The 15,308-nt window shown below is 48.2% G+C and carries 19 protein-coding genes; all 19 read left to right on the plus strand.

What is annotated here, in order from left to right:
• The first annotated feature begins 28 nt into the window (after positions 1-28).
• The 19 genes from traT to traF all read left to right on the plus strand — a co-directional run bounded on the left by traT (position 29) and on the right by traF (position 15,304).
• Positions 29-769, plus strand: coding sequence for a complement resistance protein TraT (traT, locus tag EHO01S_RS15135; protein WP_024524762.1), 741 nt, complete (start codon positions 29-31; stop codon positions 767-769).
• Positions 770-995: 226 nt separating this feature from the next.
• The gene (locus EHO01S_RS18950; RefSeq protein ID WP_148707567.1) at positions 996-1,688 is read left to right on the plus strand and encodes a hypothetical protein; all 693 of its coding nucleotides are present in this window, start codon (positions 996-998) and stop codon (positions 1,686-1,688) included.
• Between the two features lie 72 nt (positions 1,689-1,760).
• Entirely contained in the window at positions 1,761-1,973 is a 213-nt protein-coding gene (locus EHO01S_RS18490; protein ID WP_071991034.1) for a TraY domain-containing protein, read from the plus strand.
• A gap of 71 nt (positions 1,974-2,044) precedes the next feature.
• On the plus strand, positions 2,045-2,401 hold the full coding sequence (traA, locus tag EHO01S_RS15140) for a type IV conjugative transfer system pilin TraA (protein ID WP_024524763.1): 357 nt from the start codon (positions 2,045-2,047) through the stop codon (positions 2,399-2,401).
• A gap of 15 nt (positions 2,402-2,416) precedes the next feature.
• Positions 2,417-2,722, plus strand: a complete 306-nt coding sequence (gene traL, locus EHO01S_RS15145; protein WP_024524764.1) for a type IV conjugative transfer system protein TraL — start codon at positions 2,417-2,419, stop codon at positions 2,720-2,722.
• A gap of 17 nt (positions 2,723-2,739) precedes the next feature.
• Positions 2,740-3,306 (plus strand): type IV conjugative transfer system protein TraE, encoded by a 567-nt coding sequence (gene traE, locus EHO01S_RS15150; protein WP_024524765.1) that lies wholly within the window; start codon positions 2,740-2,742, stop codon positions 3,304-3,306.
• Positions 3,293-4,024 (plus strand): type-F conjugative transfer system secretin TraK, encoded by a 732-nt coding sequence (traK, locus tag EHO01S_RS15155; protein WP_024524766.1) that lies wholly within the window; start codon positions 3,293-3,295, stop codon positions 4,022-4,024. Before traE ends, traK begins: the two co-directional genes overlap by 14 nt.
• Complete coding sequence (gene traB, locus EHO01S_RS15160; protein WP_024524767.1) at positions 4,021-5,421, plus strand: F-type conjugal transfer pilus assembly protein TraB; 1,401 nt, start codon at positions 4,021-4,023, stop codon at positions 5,419-5,421. The genes traK and traB overlap by 4 nt, the downstream gene beginning before the upstream one ends.
• Positions 5,421-5,792 carry a hypothetical protein gene (locus EHO01S_RS15165; RefSeq protein WP_024524768.1) on the plus strand — a complete coding sequence of 124 codons (372 nt, stop codon included), beginning with the start codon at positions 5,421-5,423 and terminating at the stop codon, positions 5,790-5,792. The genes traB and EHO01S_RS15165 overlap by 1 nt, the downstream gene beginning before the upstream one ends.
• The gene (locus EHO01S_RS17665) at positions 5,789-5,992 is read left to right on the plus strand and encodes a hypothetical protein (protein WP_035370755.1); all 204 of its coding nucleotides are present in this window, start codon (positions 5,789-5,791) and stop codon (positions 5,990-5,992) included. Before EHO01S_RS15165 ends, EHO01S_RS17665 begins: the two co-directional genes overlap by 4 nt.
• Before the next feature lie 11 nt (positions 5,993-6,003).
• The gene (traV, locus tag EHO01S_RS17670) at positions 6,004-6,570 is read left to right on the plus strand and encodes a type IV conjugative transfer system lipoprotein TraV (RefSeq protein ID WP_035370756.1); all 567 of its coding nucleotides are present in this window, start codon (positions 6,004-6,006) and stop codon (positions 6,568-6,570) included.
• A gap of 176 nt (positions 6,571-6,746) precedes the next feature.
• Positions 6,747-9,374, plus strand: coding sequence for a type IV secretion system protein TraC (gene traC / locus EHO01S_RS15170; RefSeq protein ID WP_024524769.1), 2,628 nt, complete (start codon positions 6,747-6,749; stop codon positions 9,372-9,374).
• 11 nt (positions 9,375-9,385) lie between these two features.
• Positions 9,386-9,739, plus strand: a complete 354-nt coding sequence (trbI, locus tag EHO01S_RS15175; protein ID WP_232238210.1) for a type-F conjugative transfer system protein TrbI — start codon at positions 9,386-9,388, stop codon at positions 9,737-9,739.
• A 1-nt stretch (position 9,740) separates the two neighbouring features.
• A complete protein-coding gene (gene traW, locus EHO01S_RS15180; RefSeq protein WP_024524771.1) occupies positions 9,741-10,376 on the plus strand; it encodes a type-F conjugative transfer system protein TraW in 636 nt (211 codons plus the stop codon).
• A gap of 14 nt (positions 10,377-10,390) precedes the next feature.
• On the plus strand, positions 10,391-11,380 hold the full coding sequence (gene traU / locus EHO01S_RS15185) for a conjugal transfer pilus assembly protein TraU (RefSeq protein WP_370447921.1): 990 nt from the start codon (positions 10,391-10,393) through the stop codon (positions 11,378-11,380).
• Positions 11,381-11,415: 35 nt separating this feature from the next.
• The gene (locus EHO01S_RS15190; protein WP_035370758.1) at positions 11,416-11,607 is read left to right on the plus strand and encodes a hypothetical protein; all 192 of its coding nucleotides are present in this window, start codon (positions 11,416-11,418) and stop codon (positions 11,605-11,607) included.
• 504 nt (positions 11,608-12,111) lie between these two features.
• A complete protein-coding gene (trbC, locus tag EHO01S_RS17675; protein WP_035370763.1) occupies positions 12,112-12,693 on the plus strand; it encodes a type-F conjugative transfer system pilin assembly protein TrbC in 582 nt (193 codons plus the stop codon).
• Positions 12,686-14,521 carry a type-F conjugative transfer system mating-pair stabilization protein TraN gene (gene traN, locus EHO01S_RS15200; protein ID WP_024524775.1) on the plus strand — a complete coding sequence of 612 codons (1,836 nt, stop codon included), beginning with the start codon at positions 12,686-12,688 and terminating at the stop codon, positions 14,519-14,521. Before trbC ends, traN begins: the two co-directional genes overlap by 8 nt.
• A 30-nt stretch (positions 14,522-14,551) precedes the next feature.
• The gene (gene traF, locus EHO01S_RS15205; RefSeq protein ID WP_024524776.1) at positions 14,552-15,304 is read left to right on the plus strand and encodes a type-F conjugative transfer system pilin assembly protein TraF; all 753 of its coding nucleotides are present in this window, start codon (positions 14,552-14,554) and stop codon (positions 15,302-15,304) included.
• Positions 15,305-15,308: the final 4 nt, after the last annotated feature.

A 15,308-nucleotide genomic window follows, 5' to 3' on the forward strand; every position in this document is an offset into this window, starting at 1 on the left:
ATTAGATTCAGATATAGAGATCGTGTTTATACATAAAAAAACTCAATCCCTAGCTGTTGCGGTTGTCCTTTCTGTGTTTTTCCTGTCTGGCTGTGGTGCGATGTCAACAGCCATTAAGAAACGTAATCTCGAAGTAAAGACACAGATGAGTCAGACTATCTGGTTAGATCCTGCTGCTATGGGGGATAAAACCGTATTCATCCAGGTTAAGAATACCTCTGATAAAGATTTAAGTGGATTACAGTCTTTGATTGCAAGAGATATGGAGGCAAAAGGATATCGGGTTACATCGTCTGCCAGCACAGCACATTACTGGATTCAGGCTAACGTGCTTAAAGCTGATAAAATGAACCTGCGTGATGCTCAGGGATATTTGAATCAGGGGTATGAAGGTGCGGTTACTGGTGCGGCATTAGGGGCAGGGATAACGGCATATAATTCAAACTCCGCTGGTGCTACTTTAGGTGTGGGGTTAGCTGCAGGGTTAATTGGGATGGCAGCGGACGCTATGGTTGAAGATGTTAATTACACTATGGTGACCGATGTTCAGATTGCGACCCGCACGAAAGATAAGGTTCGCACTGATGATGTTGCAGCTTTAAGACAGGGGACGTCGGGAGCCAAAGTTCAGACAAGTACATCGTTTGGCGATCAATATAAATATCAAACCCGTATTGTGTCGAGTGCCAATAAGGTTAACTTAAAATTTGATGAAGCGCGCCCTGTTTTAGAGGCGCAGTTAGCAAAATCTATTGCTGGGATCTTTTAACTTAGTTGGGGAGGCGACTCCCCTTTTTTTATTATTTTAGAATAATGATCTATTTATTTTAACATAAAACAATAATTATCTATTGTTATAAGATGACAACTAATAATTATTGTTTTATTATTTCAGTTAGAACAATTTATTGTTTGTTAAAATCTGAGAAGCGCTGGCATAGAAGGGGTAACGACCCTTCATGCCAGCTATCCATAGTAACCTTGCAGGAGGCGCTATGTGTGCGCAGAATCGTATTAAAACTGTGCCTAACAGTCAATTGAAATCACATCGTTCTGTTAGCGATATGATTAAATTGTCTCAATATCCTATCTGTGTGCGTGACCAACAGGGCAATTTTATTGCTCAAAATTCACATTTCAATAAAGAAATGCTTCATCATTCCGCAAATGTTACGCTATGGTTCTCCTGCCTTCCCACTAATTTAACGTCATCTCTTATGAAGAAAAAGATTGAAATGTTCTCTAATTTAAAAGGACTACATTTTTTTAGTGGCGCATTAATAGATGGTGTGCTATGGGAAATTTGTTTCCAGCCATTATGCTATAACGAGGATGTGTTTTCAGTATGGCATTTTTATAAAACATCTTTTGTAGAAAAGAGTTTGTCATTCCCATTTTATGGAATGGAGAAAAAAATCTATAAATTTCGTGATGAAAAAGGGCCTATCAGTTGGAATGTTTTTAGATTGAGGGTGTCAGGGTTGAGTCATAGTGCGATTGCCAATCTTCTATCTATTTCTGTGGGATCGTCAAAAAATCATGTGACTGGTATTTATAAATATTTTAATACAACACGGAATGACGATTTAATTATTGCGGCATGTGCCAGTGGGCTATATGTGAGCATCGCTGAGTTTACGAGTCAAATAATAAAAATCAGCGTTAATAAAATGTTAATAAAATCGTGACTTTGCGTCTATTTACATTTGGTAAAAATAGTGGGAGGATAATTGTGCATTAATCATACTTATGGGGGAGGAATGGCCGGAGCTAAATATAGTCCTCTAGGGACTGGACCTGCGGTATTAATTCGCCTCAGTGATGCGGCTAATGAGTCATTGATCTCAGCGTGCTTACGCAGCAATCGGAGCAAGACAAACGAAGCTGTTTTGCGGTTGACTGATCACCTCAAACGGTTTCCTGATTTTTATAACGCAGATAGTGTGGAGGAGTATCAGGAAGAAGATAGTTAGCTCTATGTAGCCAATGTAGATTGCGTTGTCTCATACAACGTTTTGTATTTGATCAAATCTAAGGAAAAATTATGGATACTTCATTAAGTGTTCAAGGGGTTGCTACGTCTAAAAAGAAATCATCCCTCTTTTCTAAGAAGGGTATGATCAAAGCACTGAAGGTTGCCTTACCCGCGGCAGCGATTGCCACGTTGGTCCCGGATCTCGCTATCGCCAGCTCCAGCGGCGGCAAAGACCTCCTGGCTTCAGGCGATGCCACGGTTGGTAAAACCTTTGGTAGTGGCTCCAGCGTAGTTAAGTGGGTCATCCTGGCTGAGGTTATTGTCGGGGCACTCATGTATATGATGACCAAGAACATCAAATTCCTGGCCGGCTTCGCTATTTTGTCTGTTTTCATCAACATTGGGATGACAGTAGCAGGCTACTAATCGGGTGATCCCTTTATGTCGGAAAACGATTTAAGTCGATACCGTTTTCCGGAAACGCTGACTAACCAGAACCGTTGGTTCGGGCTGTACCTTGATGAGTTGATCCCTGCCGCAATCTGCCTGGGGTGGGGCTTTTGGACTAACAAGCAATTATTCGGCCTTATAGCCGCGGTTCTGGTTTTCTGGTGCGTGAAGAAAATCAAAAAAGGGCGGGGAAGCACTTGGTTACGTGATTTGATTTATTGGTATATGCCAACTTCTCTACTCAAGGGTATTTTTCACGATATTCCAGACTCCTGTTTCCGGCAATGGATTAAGTAGGTTACAGAGGAGTTAAAATGAAACACAGCGCCCGTTTGAGTACAGGCCGCGTACTAGCAATCGGCTTTATTGGTATGGTGGTTTTTTTACTCCTCTCTTTATCCGTGAATGTTATTCAAGGGATAAATAACTATCGATTGCAGAACGAGCAGAGAACCGTGGTGACGCCGATGCTGTTCTCAGCTCCCTTTGCTGTTTCACAAAATCAGGAGGATGCCTCCTACCTTCGGCAAATGGCGCTCTCTTTTATTGCATTGCGCCTGAACGTTACGCCAGAAACGGTTGATGCTTCTCATCAAGCTCTGTTGGCGTTTGTGAAACCAGCCTCTCAAAACGAACTGAAGATTCGGCTCGCGGAGGATGCCAAGCGGATTAAAGGCAACAACGTAAACTCTGCTTTTTATCAGACTAGTGTGAAGGTTTATCCGGCCGCAGGACGGGTCGATATCCGGGGGGAATTAAAAACCTGGATCGGTAACTCGCAGCCTTACAGCGAAATCAAACATTACGTCCTTATTCTTGAGCGTGAAGATGGTGCAACTTGGTTAACGCGTTTTGGTGAGGTGAACAATGAAAATAAATAAGCCGTTATTACTGGTTAGTGCGCTCCTGCTTGCCAGTTATAGCCAGGCTGGTATCCGGACTGCGACAGCACCGACGCTGGTGCCGTTGAGCAACGGTGGCCAGGCCAACATTGCTCTGAGTAACACCGATCCGAACCTGTTTACAGTGGCCGGCGATCGCATAACGGCGATCAATAGTCTAGAGGGTGAGTTGACGCGTCAGGAGCAGACGGCAAGCGGGGGAGTGGTAGTTGCCACGCTGAATAAGAAACCCTTTACCTTCATCATCGAGACGGAGCGCGGCTTAAATTTTTCGATACGCGCTGTTCCGCGCGCCGGAGAAGGGCGCACCATTCAGTTAGTCAGTGATTTGTTAGGTACCGGGGAGGCGGCGCGCGCCTGGGAGGAGTCTTCACCTTACGAGGCACTGTTGGTCGCGGTAAATAAAGGTGTGCACGAAGGGACTTTGCCAGCTGGTTGGAATGCTATTCCCGTGACTAACGAGACATTAGCAGCGCCAGCAGGCTTACAGACCGTTACAGATAAAGTCTGGATTGGTCATCACCTTAAAGTTGTGCGTTATACCGTCATAAATCAGGGTACTACTTCGAAAAATGTCAGCGAACGTGATTTCTGGCAGCCCGGTACTCGCGCCATCATGTTTGTAGGGCCTGCTCAGCAGATTATCGGCGGTGGTCGTATGCAAGTTTACGTCACCACCTCTGGGGAGGAGCGCTGATGAATATTAATGCTCTGATCAAGCGAAAACAGTACCTGTGGTTAGCCGTTGTTCTTCTGGTCGCGGGCATTGCTATCGGTGGCGGGTTATATCTGTCAGAACTTGATCTTCGTGGTCAGGGGGATGTGCAGGCAGAAGAAGCACAAGAACCCGCGCCGGATATGACAGGTGTGGTAGATACGGCATTTGATGACAAGGTCCAACAGCACGCGACGACAGAAATGCAGGTGACTGAGCAGGAAATGCGCAAAGAGTTTAAGCGTATTAGCCAGGAGATCGATCTGCTTAGTAAAGGGCGTGTTGAAGATCAGCGACGAATGGATCAGCTGGCGCAGGAGAATGCTCAGTTGAAAGAAAAGCTCGCACAATTTGGTGGCACTGCATCAAGCGAGCCGACACCGACTCCGCCGTCACCGGCACCGGGACCAGAGGGTGAACCCCAGCCAGCGATATTTCCTTCTCAAGGGAAAGATGCTGTACCACCTCCTACGGCATTTTACCCTGGTGTGGGAACACCGCCGGCACCACAGGTAACCTATCAGTCCATTCCGGTCCCCAATCAGTTAAACCGTAAGACGTTCACGTATGGGCACGGTGAGAAATCAGTACTGAAGCTGCCCTATATTCCCTCAGGGAGTTTTGCCAAAGGCATGCTGATCGAAGGGGCCGATGCCAATGCGTCTGTGACCGGTAATGAAGCCACGGTGCCCATGCAACTGCGGATCACCGGTCGTCTAGAAATGCCGAATAACAAAACATATGACCTGACGGGATGCTTTGTTGGTCTGGAGGCATACGGTGATGTATCGAGTGAACGCGCCATTGTGCGAACTCGCAAACTCAGCTGTATCAAAGGGAAAGATGTGATTGATCTCCCGATCGCTGGGCATGTCAATTTCCGAGGGAAAAATGGCATCAAGGGCGAGGTCGTGATGCGTAATGGCAAAATTCTCGGCTGGGCCTGGGGAGCTGGCTTTGTTGATGGTATCGGATCTGGAATTAATCGGGCTGCGCAGCCAGCTGTGGGGCTAGGCGCGACGGCCTCGATGAGTGGCGCCGATGTGTTGATGTCCGGCATTGGTGGCGGCTCGGCTAAGGCAGCGCAAACATTAAGCGACTACTACATCAAGCGGGCGGAGCAATATCATCCGGTTATCCCAATTGGCGCCGGTAATGAAATTACCGTCGTGTTTCAAGATGGTTTCCAGCTGAAGACGGTTGATGAACTGGAGGCTGAAAAGCAACAGCGTCAGTCTGCCGAGACGGAGGCGATGCCTCGGTCTGCGCCGTCAGTGGCAATGCCCTCTACGGATAATCTCAATGGTTTTAATACCGATGAGATGCTGAAGCAACTTAAAAATATCGACCCACATCAGTTTATGCCGGGAGGAAAATAATGATGCGTCCTCTACGTCAGCTTTCTTTTAAGGAAAAGACACAAATTGTTTTGCAGCGTATTTTAATGCAATGGTTCACTAACCCACGTGGTTTTACACTGCACCTTCTCCGTCGTTTTGTGATTGGGATAGCCGCCTATAATATTATGCTCTGGTTTTTATCGGGTGTGCTTCTGCTGTCTGCCCTGGTTTTTAATCCGGTGCAATTTCATCATGATTTTGCATCACTCGCCTTGACTCAATCTCAAGCTGACGCCACCTATGCGGTTTTAATGGAAGGCATGGGCTGGCGAGGGATCGTAATCGGACTGCTTTTTATGGCAGTGGTGAGTTGGATGCAAGAAATAACCTCTGAGGAAAAAGGGGTATGAGCAACGTTAATAAGCAAAAATCATTCTGCGCCCTAACGGGTCATACGCTTATTTTGGATAAAGCTGGGGCAGGGAAAACCGCCCACTGGTTTAATGATATTAATACATTGCGTCAAGCAATTGTTGATAACCCATTATTACCTGACTCTATTCTTAACAATGCGACGGGAAAAATTATTCTTCCTACGCCTAAGCATTAAAGGGGGTGACTATGCAGCGTCTTATCTTCACGGTATTAGGTAGCGCCCTGTTATTAAGCGGATGCGCTGGGACCAGCAGTGATTTTGAATGTAATGCCACCACATCGGATACCTGTATGACGATGCAACAGGCAAATGAAAAGGCCAAGTTGAGTGAGGAGGGGGAGGCCGCAAAGCCGGTTGCAGCCGCATTGCCTCGCCTGGCTGAGGGGGGTTTTGCACCCACAGTCGTGCCTTTGGCCGTGACGGCTGCATCGGTATCGCCGGTCCCCATTGCGCGTGCCACGATAGCCCCGTCAGCACCGCGTAATCCCTTTACTGGCACGGGTTCGACACCGGTTGAGCAGCGAATAATCTCCCCGGCCAATCGTCCAATTAGCCCGATGCAGACGGTGAAAACAGCACCGATGCCTGTGGCTCCCGTGGCGTCAGGCTATCCTCGACCATTACGTGTCGGCGAGCAGGTCGCACAATTATGGATAGCGCCCTATATCGATAAGCAGGATGTTTATCATCAACCCAGTCAGGTGTTGTTTGTTATTACTCCGTCACATTGGGGAAAACCCCGCATTCACTAATCGGGGTTGCTAAGGTCGTTGCGTGTTATTGGCTGTCTATCATTCTTTATTTTTTACGAGTGCCCTGGGCGTAAAAAAGGGATGGGCGGTAGCGTTCTTGCATGTATTAAAAACGGGAGCGTTAGCGAGTAGGCCTTTTGTTTTATGTTTTGTTTGTGCTTTATAAAGGAGTCTGTGTGAATAACCCTCTTGATGTTATCACTCATGCAGTTAACTCATTACTGACTGCCTTGAAACTGCCTGATGAATCCGCGCAGGCAAACCAGATTTTGGAGAATTTGTCATTTCCGCAGTTTAGCCGGATTCTTCCTTATAAAGATTATGACCCGGAAACCGGATTGTTTATTAATGACAGTACCATTGGCTTTATGCTTGAGGCGCAGCCACTTGTTGGTGCCAATGAACAGGTTGTTTTGGCATTGGAAAGCTTGCTACGCACCAAAATGCCACGAGGCACGCCTTTGTCGATCCACCTGATGTCCAGCAAGCAAGTCGGCGGTATGGTGGACTATGGATTACGCGAGTTTTCTTGGTCTGGGCCACAGGCCGACAAGTTCAACGCGATTACACGGGCTTACTACCTGCGCGCTGCCGAGCAGCATTTCTCTTTGCCAGAAGGGTTAAACCTACCGCTAACCTTGCGGAATTATCGGGTGTTTATCTCCTGCTGTGTACCCAGCAAGAAAAAAAGCAAAGCCAATATGATCGAGCTGGAGAATACGGTGAAGGTGATCCGTGCATCATTACAGGGGGCGCGTATCTATACCCAGTCTGTTGACGCACAGGCGTTTATCAACATTGTTGGGGAGATGATTAATCACAATCCTGGTCAGTTATACCCGAGTGCGCGGCCGCTTGACCCCTATATTGACCTGAACTATCAGTGCGTGGATGACAGTTTTGATCTACGGGTAAAAGCTGAAAATTTAACCATCGGGCTGCGAAATAACCGTAGCCAAAAAAACAGCATCGCCCGGGTGTTGAACTTTCAGTTAGAGCGTAACCCGGAGATGGCCTTTTTATGGAGTAGTGCCGATAACTATAGCAATTTGCTGAACCCGGAGTTGTCCATCTCCTGCCCGTTCATCCTGACGCTGACCCTGATGGTGGAAGATCAGGTGAAAGCCCATCAAGAAGCCAATCTGAAGTATTTAGACTGTGAGAAAAAGTCAAAAACCTCGTATGGGAAATTCTTTCCCGGCGTAGAAAAGCAGGCGAAGGAGTGGGGCGATCTGCGTCAGCGTTTGAGCAGTAACCAGTCTGCTATCGTCTCCTATTTCTTCAACCTGACAGCCTTTTGTGAGGATGATAATGAGAAGGCATTGGCCTATGAGCAAGATATCCTTAATAGCTACCGTAAAAATGGGATTGAACTGATCTCTCCGCGTTTTAATCAGCTGCGCAACTTCCTTACCGCCTTGCCCTTTAAGGCTGGAGAAGGGCTATTCAAATACTTACAGGATGCCGGCGTTGTTCATCGGGCTGAGTCTTTCAATGTCGCCAATCTGATGCCGGTAGTGGCCGATCGCCCGCTGGCGCCCTCTGGTCTATTGGCACCGACATATCGCAACCAATTAGCTTTTATCGATCTGTATTACGACAAGATGGATAACACCAATTTTAATATGGCGGTGTGTGGAACCTCGGGGGCCGGGAAGACGGGGTTGATTCAACCGTTGATCCGTAGCGTGTTGGATAGCGGCGGGTTTGCCTGGGTGTTTGACATGGGGGATGGCTATAAGTCCCTCTGTGAAAACATGGGCGGGGTTTACCTTGATGGCGATACCCTAAAATTTAATCCCTTTGCCAATATTCAGGATATCGATCTGTCTGCGGAGCGTATCCGTGACCAACTGTCAGTGATGGCCAGCCCAAACGGTAATCTGGATGAGGTGCATGAGGGGCTGCTATTACAGGCGGTAAAAGCAGCGTGGCTGAGCAAGCAGAATCGTGCCCGTATCGATGATGTTGTGGATTACCTGAAAGAGGCTCGAAACAGCGAGCAGCACCGGGATTCGCCGACCATTCGTAGTCGCCTGGATGAGATGATCATTCTGTTGGATCAGTACACGGTCGGGGGAACTTACGGGGAATACTTCAACTCTGATCAACCCTCGTTACATGATGATGCTCGCATGGTGGTATTGGAGCTAGGTGGTCTAGAAAGTCGTCCCTCATTGCTGATCGCTGTGATGTTCTCACTGATTATCTATATCGAGAACCGTATGTATCACTCACCACGTAGTCTGAAAAAACTGAACGTTATCGATGAAGGTTGGAAGCTACTGGACTTTAAAAATGAAAAGGTCGGTACCTTTATCGAGAAGGGTTACCGAACCGCTCGCCGGCACCGTGGGTCCTATATCACCATCACTCAAAATATCGTCGATTTTGATTCCCCCGAGGCGTCAAGCGCTGCCCGTGCCGCCTGGAGCAACTCCTCTTACAAAATCATCCTGAAGCAGAGCGCGAAGGCGTTTGCCAAATACAATCAGCTTTATCCAGACCAGTTCAACCGGTTTGAGAAAGACATGATCGGTAAGTTTGGCGCGGCTAAAGAGCAGTGGTTCAGCTCATTTATGTTGTCCGTAGAGGCGTATTCCTCTTGGCATCGGTTGTTTGTCGATCCACTCAGTCGAGCTATGTACTCTTCGAACGGTGAAGATTTTGAGTTTATCAAGCAAAAGCGCCAAGAAGGGGTTGGGATTCATGAGGCGGTGTATGAGTTGGCATGCCGAAATTTCCCACAGGAGATGGCCAGTCTGGAGGCTTGGGTCGAAGAGCACCAAAAGGAGGCAGTATGACATCACCAAAAATGTCACAGGGGAAACGCTGCTTGGGGTGGGGCGTGTTGTTTGCCAGTCTGCTATTGGTCAATGCGGCCATTTCCTGGGGTATTTGCCATTACAGTGCCCCACGTGCCGTTGCCTTTGATATGAAACAGACTGTAGACGCGTTTTTTGATAGTGCCAGTCAGAAGAAGCTCTCGGAGGCACAAACCCGTGCTCTTTCAGATCGGTTTAACTCGGCTTTAGAGCAGAGTTTACAAACCTATCAACAGCAACACCATGTTCTGATTTTGGTTGCGCCGGCGGTAGTCCAGGGCGCGCCAGATATTACCCGTGTTATCCAGCAAGATATCGCACGTCGTATGCGGGAGGCGTCCTGATATGTGCCGGCGTTGGGGGTGGCTAAGCATAGGATTAGCCGCACAGATTACCTGGGCGGCTGATCTGGGGACTTGGGGAGATCTGTACCCTGTTAGTGAGCCGGATATGCTGACGTTGATTACACAACGGCTTGAGCAGCTACAACAATCCGGCGCATGGGATAAAGAGATGCGGGCCTTTAAGGAGCGCGTGGTTAAGCATAGTCAGCGCCCGACGCCGGTTGAGGGGATCACAACAGCGACACACTATACCTCGCGCTATTTCGATCCGAGTGTGCAACTTGCGGAGGATATTCGGGATGACCAGGGGCAGATTTTCGCTAGGCGAGGGGAGGTGATTAATCCGTTGGAGACGGTGCCGTTTATGCAGACGCTTTACTTTATCGATGCAGATTCGCCAGCGCAGATCGCCTGGATGAAGCGGCAGAAACCTACCACGTTGTTATCCAAAATTATTCTGGTTAAAGGGAATATTCCTGACGCGTCGGCTGCGCTGGATAGCCGGATTTATTTCGATCAGAACGGCGCACTATGTCAACGCCTGGGGATCTCGTCGGTGCCAGCCCGTGTAACGCCTACACCGAGTGGATTACGTCTGCACATTGAGACTTTTCCTCCTGAGGAGAGTAACCAATGAACATGATTACCCGGATAGCCTGGAGCGGATGGTTGGCGATCGTGTTGGCGGCACTTCCTGTTAGGGCAGTCCAGGCAGATGCTAGCTGTGAAGGTCATTTTGTAAATCCGATCACCGATGTGTGCTGGAAGTGCATTTTCCCCCTATCGATTGGCAGTATTAAGGTCGGTGGCGGGGCGGCCCCCGATACGGCTAATCCTAGCTCACCACTTCAACTGTGCCCGGCACCGCCGCCCATTTTTGTCCGGCCTGGATTGGCTATCGGTTATTGGGAACCGATGGCGTTAACGGATGTGACGCGATCGCCTGGCTGCATGGTGAACCTGGGTGGATTTAGTATCAACCTCGGTAAGACAGGGACTGGTACGGCAGGGCAAAGTGATAAAGATGTCGCTGGCGGGTTTTACCACGTGCATTGGTACAAGTACCCATTGACCTATTGGTTGAACATTATCACTTCTGTGGGATGCCTGGAGGGCGGGGATCTCGATATTGCCTACCTGAGCGAGATTGATCCGACCTGGGTGGACAGCAGTCTCACTACCATCCTGAACCCGGAAGCGGTGATTTTTGCCAACCCACTGGCGCAAGGTGCGTGTGCGGCCGACGCGTTGGCCAGTGCATTTCATCTTCCCCTCGATCCACTGTTTTGGTGCGCAGGCGCCCAAGGCTCGATGTATCCCTTTAATGGTTGGGTCAGTAATGAATTTAGCCCGTTGCAATCCTCGGTACTGGTCAGTGAACGAATGGCATTCAAGTTACACAGGCAAGGACAAATTATGGAGAGTGTGGGGAAGGATCGAGCCGTTTGCTACCAGTATCCGTCCCCCATTATTCCGAAAGAGCGTTGGCGCTATCAGATGGTCAACATGCACCCCGATAGCGCTCGATGTCATCCTATGGGGCGCAGCGTCATGCGGTGGGAGGCCGGGCACAACGCCCCGAACAGCAAGAAGAATTTCGGCTACCTGATGTGGCGTAAACGTAACTGTGTGTTCTTGTAACCCGATGATATTAATAAATAAAGGAGATGTTTAAGATGAATGATATTAAGAGAAATGTCGATATTAATGTTGATTTGGAAACAGGAGAAATACCTCAATTGAATAGCAAGAATAAAGGTAAAGCCGTACGAGATATCCACTGCTCAAAGAAAATAATTTCAAGCAATCATGAAATGAGTGACTGGCAGGATTTGGCTGCCAGTCTTGAACGTCGAGCTGATGAGTAATATTAATCGACGATTTTTGTCGTTGCAATTATAGCATCAACCATTTCTTTGCATAAATTATTGAGTGTGGGATTATCATGATTATCTGTAACTTGATTATTGCTCATTATAACTCCTTGTTGATATCAGATTATGTCTGCGCTAATCAGACGATATGACGTTATCACAACGCGGCCGGGCGCGTAATCCCGGCATCTTGGGGAGTGTTCATGAAGCATTCACTTTGTGTTCGCATCCTAAATTAGGAGCCAGTACATGACTCGTAATGTTCTGAATTCTCTGCTGCAGGACGTGCATCAAATCAGCCAATCTATTGCCGCCGATACTCTGCAACAGTCGGAGTCGGTCAGACAGGTCCGTGAAGTACTCGATGCCCAGCAGGCCAGTGCGTCATTATTTCTCGGTCGTGAGGTTACAATGAAATTTATCGCAATAATTATGATGGGGCTGTGCTTGCCCGTATTCGCTTCGCCTAATGCCAACAATCAGTTAAATACCCGTCAGATGGAAAGGCGCCTGCAGCAACAAATGTCGTCTGATAGGGAATGGCTTAAGCAGCAGGAAAACATCAGCGAGCAGCTGAGAAATAAACCGCAGCCGGAAATGGAAAACTGGCTGAAGCAACAGATGCAAAATAACCCGCTGAATGCCCAAGACCGCAGCTTTATTCATAAACTGGCCCAGCAACAGCAGCAGGCACAACAGAGGAAGCCCACCACCGGCGCCATTTACTTTGTCTCATTTTCTATTCCTGAAGAAGGTTTGCAGCGGATGCTAAATGAAACCCGACGCTATGGGATACCGGCGACGCTGCGGGGATTGGTCAATAACGACATGAAGCAAACCGTAGACGCCGTGTTACATCTGGTGCAAAACGGCGCAACGGAGGGCGTTCAAATAGACCCCACACTCTACAGCCAGTACGGCATCAACAGCGTACCGGCGCTGGTCGTGCATTGCGAGCAGGGCTTTGATGTGATCCGGGGCAATCTGCGGCTGGATTTAGCGCTGCAGAAAGTGGTGGAGCAAGGGACCTGTGCTGGCGAGGCGCAGCAGATTTTGCAGCAGGGGGCGCAGCATGGTTAAGAGGAAAGCGTGGCGATGCCAGCTCATTGCGTTGCTCTTAATGTGCTCGGCGGTGACGGTATGGGCTGATGGCCAAACCGATTACCGCGCGGGAGCAGACTTTGCTAAACAGGTGCAGGGACAAGGGGAGCGGACATTGAAGAATTTCAATCCCACCACAGCGATCCCCAATTACACGGCGACACCGCCTCAGCGAGACTATTATGGCGGTGTGACGGCCTCGGATGATAGTGCGTTAAAAAATCAGGGATCACAGCACTGGAGTAAAAGTGAGGTTGGCACGGCGGTGAATGATTCGGTGCTCAACAATCCTAAAGAGCCTATCTCACCGGATGCCCCCTTTATCAAGGCAGCCCAGGATGTGGAAAAGCGGGCAGACAGTATTGTGGGCAAGAATAAGATGACCTGTGAAGCTAAGGCTGTCACGCGCAGCGAGTTTATCAACTACACCTGTGAGCGTGATGTCCAGGTTGATCAATATTGCACCCGGACGGCCTCGATTGTGGGAGATTGGGTCGATTCAACGGTTGAGCAGGATATTATCATCGACTCCAGGAAATTGACCTTTACCGAGGGTCACTATCGGGCTGAGGTGCGCTTTACCGTCCCTGCCGGGATGAGCGGCGAAATCATGTGGGCAAAGATGGCCCATAATCAGATAGGTTTTACGACGGATATGACACTTAACGTATTGGGGACCTGGGTCTCACTGAACTCGGGAACACGTATGTTTTATCCTAAAGGTAGAATTTCGCCTGGGCAAAAAATCACGATGTTTACTTCCCATGTTGGTATGCCCTGGATGACGGTTGGTTTTTATAATCGACATAGCGGATATTTTGTTATCACCTTGCATGTTAAAACAGGAACAAGGGAATTTAAACCGCGTATTGTCTGGACAGAAAATTGCCCCTTTGATAAGCGAGAGGGAAAACCGCTAAAACAGGAATGTATTTCCCCCGGCGGGACGCGCAGCATTCAGCGTGAAGGTAAAACCTATTCACTTCATAGTGATTGTTGGCAATATAAAGACACCTATATGACGCAACCGGCCAGTAATGGCACCTGTGATGCGTATATGAAAAATCCGTCCTGTACACTGGCGACGAGAAAATGTGCCTTTAACTCTGAAGAAGGGATCTGTTTGCATGAGAATGCCACGTTTTCCTGTGAAACTCGTACTACCGGGAAAATGATGATTTGTGGTGGGGATGTCTTTTGTCTCGACGGTAGTTGTGACAAAACGCAGAAGGGGACAAAAGGAAATGACTTTGTTCAGGCCGTCTCCGAGCTGGCTGCGGTGGCGGCAGCTGGTAAGGATATCGCTGCGATGAATGGCATTGATGTGCGAGCCTTTACTGGCCAGCCCAAGTTTTGCAAGAAGTTTGCCGTAGGCTTTAGCAATTGCTGCACTGACTCGGGATGGGGACAGGATCTAGGGTTGGCGCGTTGTAGCAGTGAGGAGAAGGCGCTCGCTAAAGCGAAAGCAAAAAAACTGACGGTCAGCGTCGGGGAGTTTTGCTCAAAGAAAGTGCTGGGTGTCTGTGTTGAGAAGAAAAGGAGTTACTGTCAATTTGACAGTATTTTAGCGCAAATTGTGCAACAACAGGGACGTCAGTGGCAGTTAGGGGTCGGCTTTGGCGATGCTAGCAGTCCAGATTGCCGAGGAATTACAGTAGAAGAGCTCCAGCGTATTAATTTTGATCGTTTGGATTTTTCTAATTTTTCAGAAGATCTCATGAAAAACCAGGCAATACCGAATCATGATGCATTATTAAATCGGGTTCGTGATCAGATTGCCGACAAGATGAAGCGCGTCGCAAAATAAACGATTATTTGTTTTCTAATGGAGTGCGCCATGCGTGTTCTGACGCTTATAACCTGCCTGTTATTCATTGTTCCTGTTATTTCTGTTGCACAGGATGCTGGATGGCAATGGTATAACGAGCCCAAAAAGCAGCGAGATGAAGAACAGCCAAAAACGAAACCTGCACCACAGTCTGCTCAAGCGTTAACGATTATGGAAAAATTAGAACGATTGCAGGCTGGAACTAAGCAGGCTTTATATAACGCTATCCTTTATCCGAGCGTGCCTAACTTTGTCCGCTATTTCCAAATGCAAAATTATTGGACACAGCAAGCGGGGCTATTCTCCATGAGCGCTAAAAAAGCCATGCTTGAGCATCCCGAACTGGATTACAACTTAAAATATAGTCATTACAATGGAACGGTAAAAAATCAGTTAGCAGCTGATTATGCACAACAACGTGAAGCGATCGAGAAGCTTAGCCAACATTATGGCGTGATGGTGTTTTATCGCGGGAAAGAGCCGATTGATGGCCAATTGGCTCAGGTTATTAAAAATTTCCGTGAAACTTACCATCTCAGTGTTATTCCCGTGACTGTCGATGGCGTCGTCAACCCGTTATTATCCGATACCCGCCAAGATCAAGGGCAGGCCGCCCGTCTGGGGGTGCATTATTTCCCTGCCATGATGTTGGTCGATCCACGTGCTGGCACCGTGAAACCGCTCTCTTATGGCTTTATTAGCCAGGACGATTTAGCCAAGCAGTTCTTGCATGTCTCTACCGATTTTAAACCCAATTTCTAAGGTG

Source organism: Edwardsiella hoshinae NBRC 105699 = ATCC 33379, assembly GCF_000474215.1.
In the GTDB taxonomy this organism is placed as follows: Bacteria; Pseudomonadota; Gammaproteobacteria; order Enterobacterales; family Enterobacteriaceae; genus Edwardsiella; species Edwardsiella hoshinae.

Bases quoted from the DNA above. Each gene is read 5' to 3' on its own strand.
- EHO01S_RS18950 (WP_148707567.1), top strand. From the start codon at position 996: ATGTGTGCGCAGAATCGTATTAAAACTGTGCCTAACAGTCAATTGAAA.
- EHO01S_RS18490 (WP_071991034.1), top strand. From the start codon at position 1,761: ATGGCCGGAGCTAAATATAGTCCTCTAGGGACTGGACCTGCGGTATTA.
- traA (WP_024524763.1), top strand. From the start codon at position 2,045: ATGGATACTTCATTAAGTGTTCAAGGGGTTGCTACGTCTAAAAAGAAA.
- traL (WP_024524764.1), top strand. From the start codon at position 2,417: ATGTCGGAAAACGATTTAAGTCGATACCGTTTTCCGGAAACGCTGACT.
- traE (WP_024524765.1), top strand. From the start codon at position 2,740: ATGAAACACAGCGCCCGTTTGAGTACAGGCCGCGTACTAGCAATCGGC.
- traK (WP_024524766.1), top strand. From the start codon at position 3,293: ATGAAAATAAATAAGCCGTTATTACTGGTTAGTGCGCTCCTGCTTGCC.
- EHO01S_RS15165 (WP_024524768.1), top strand. From the start codon at position 5,421: ATGATGCGTCCTCTACGTCAGCTTTCTTTTAAGGAAAAGACACAAATT.
- EHO01S_RS17665 (WP_035370755.1), top strand. From the start codon at position 5,789: ATGAGCAACGTTAATAAGCAAAAATCATTCTGCGCCCTAACGGGTCAT.
- traV (WP_035370756.1), top strand. From the start codon at position 6,004: ATGCAGCGTCTTATCTTCACGGTATTAGGTAGCGCCCTGTTATTAAGC.
- trbI (WP_232238210.1), top strand. From the start codon at position 9,386: ATGTCACAGGGGAAACGCTGCTTGGGGTGGGGCGTGTTGTTTGCCAGT.
- traW (WP_024524771.1), top strand. From the start codon at position 9,741: ATGTGCCGGCGTTGGGGGTGGCTAAGCATAGGATTAGCCGCACAGATT.
- EHO01S_RS15190 (WP_035370758.1), top strand. From the start codon at position 11,416: ATGAATGATATTAAGAGAAATGTCGATATTAATGTTGATTTGGAAACA.
- trbC (WP_035370763.1), top strand. From the start codon at position 12,112: ATGGAAAGGCGCCTGCAGCAACAAATGTCGTCTGATAGGGAATGGCTT.
- traN (WP_024524775.1), top strand. From the start codon at position 12,686: ATGGTTAAGAGGAAAGCGTGGCGATGCCAGCTCATTGCGTTGCTCTTA.
- traF (WP_024524776.1), top strand. From the start codon at position 14,552: ATGCGTGTTCTGACGCTTATAACCTGCCTGTTATTCATTGTTCCTGTT.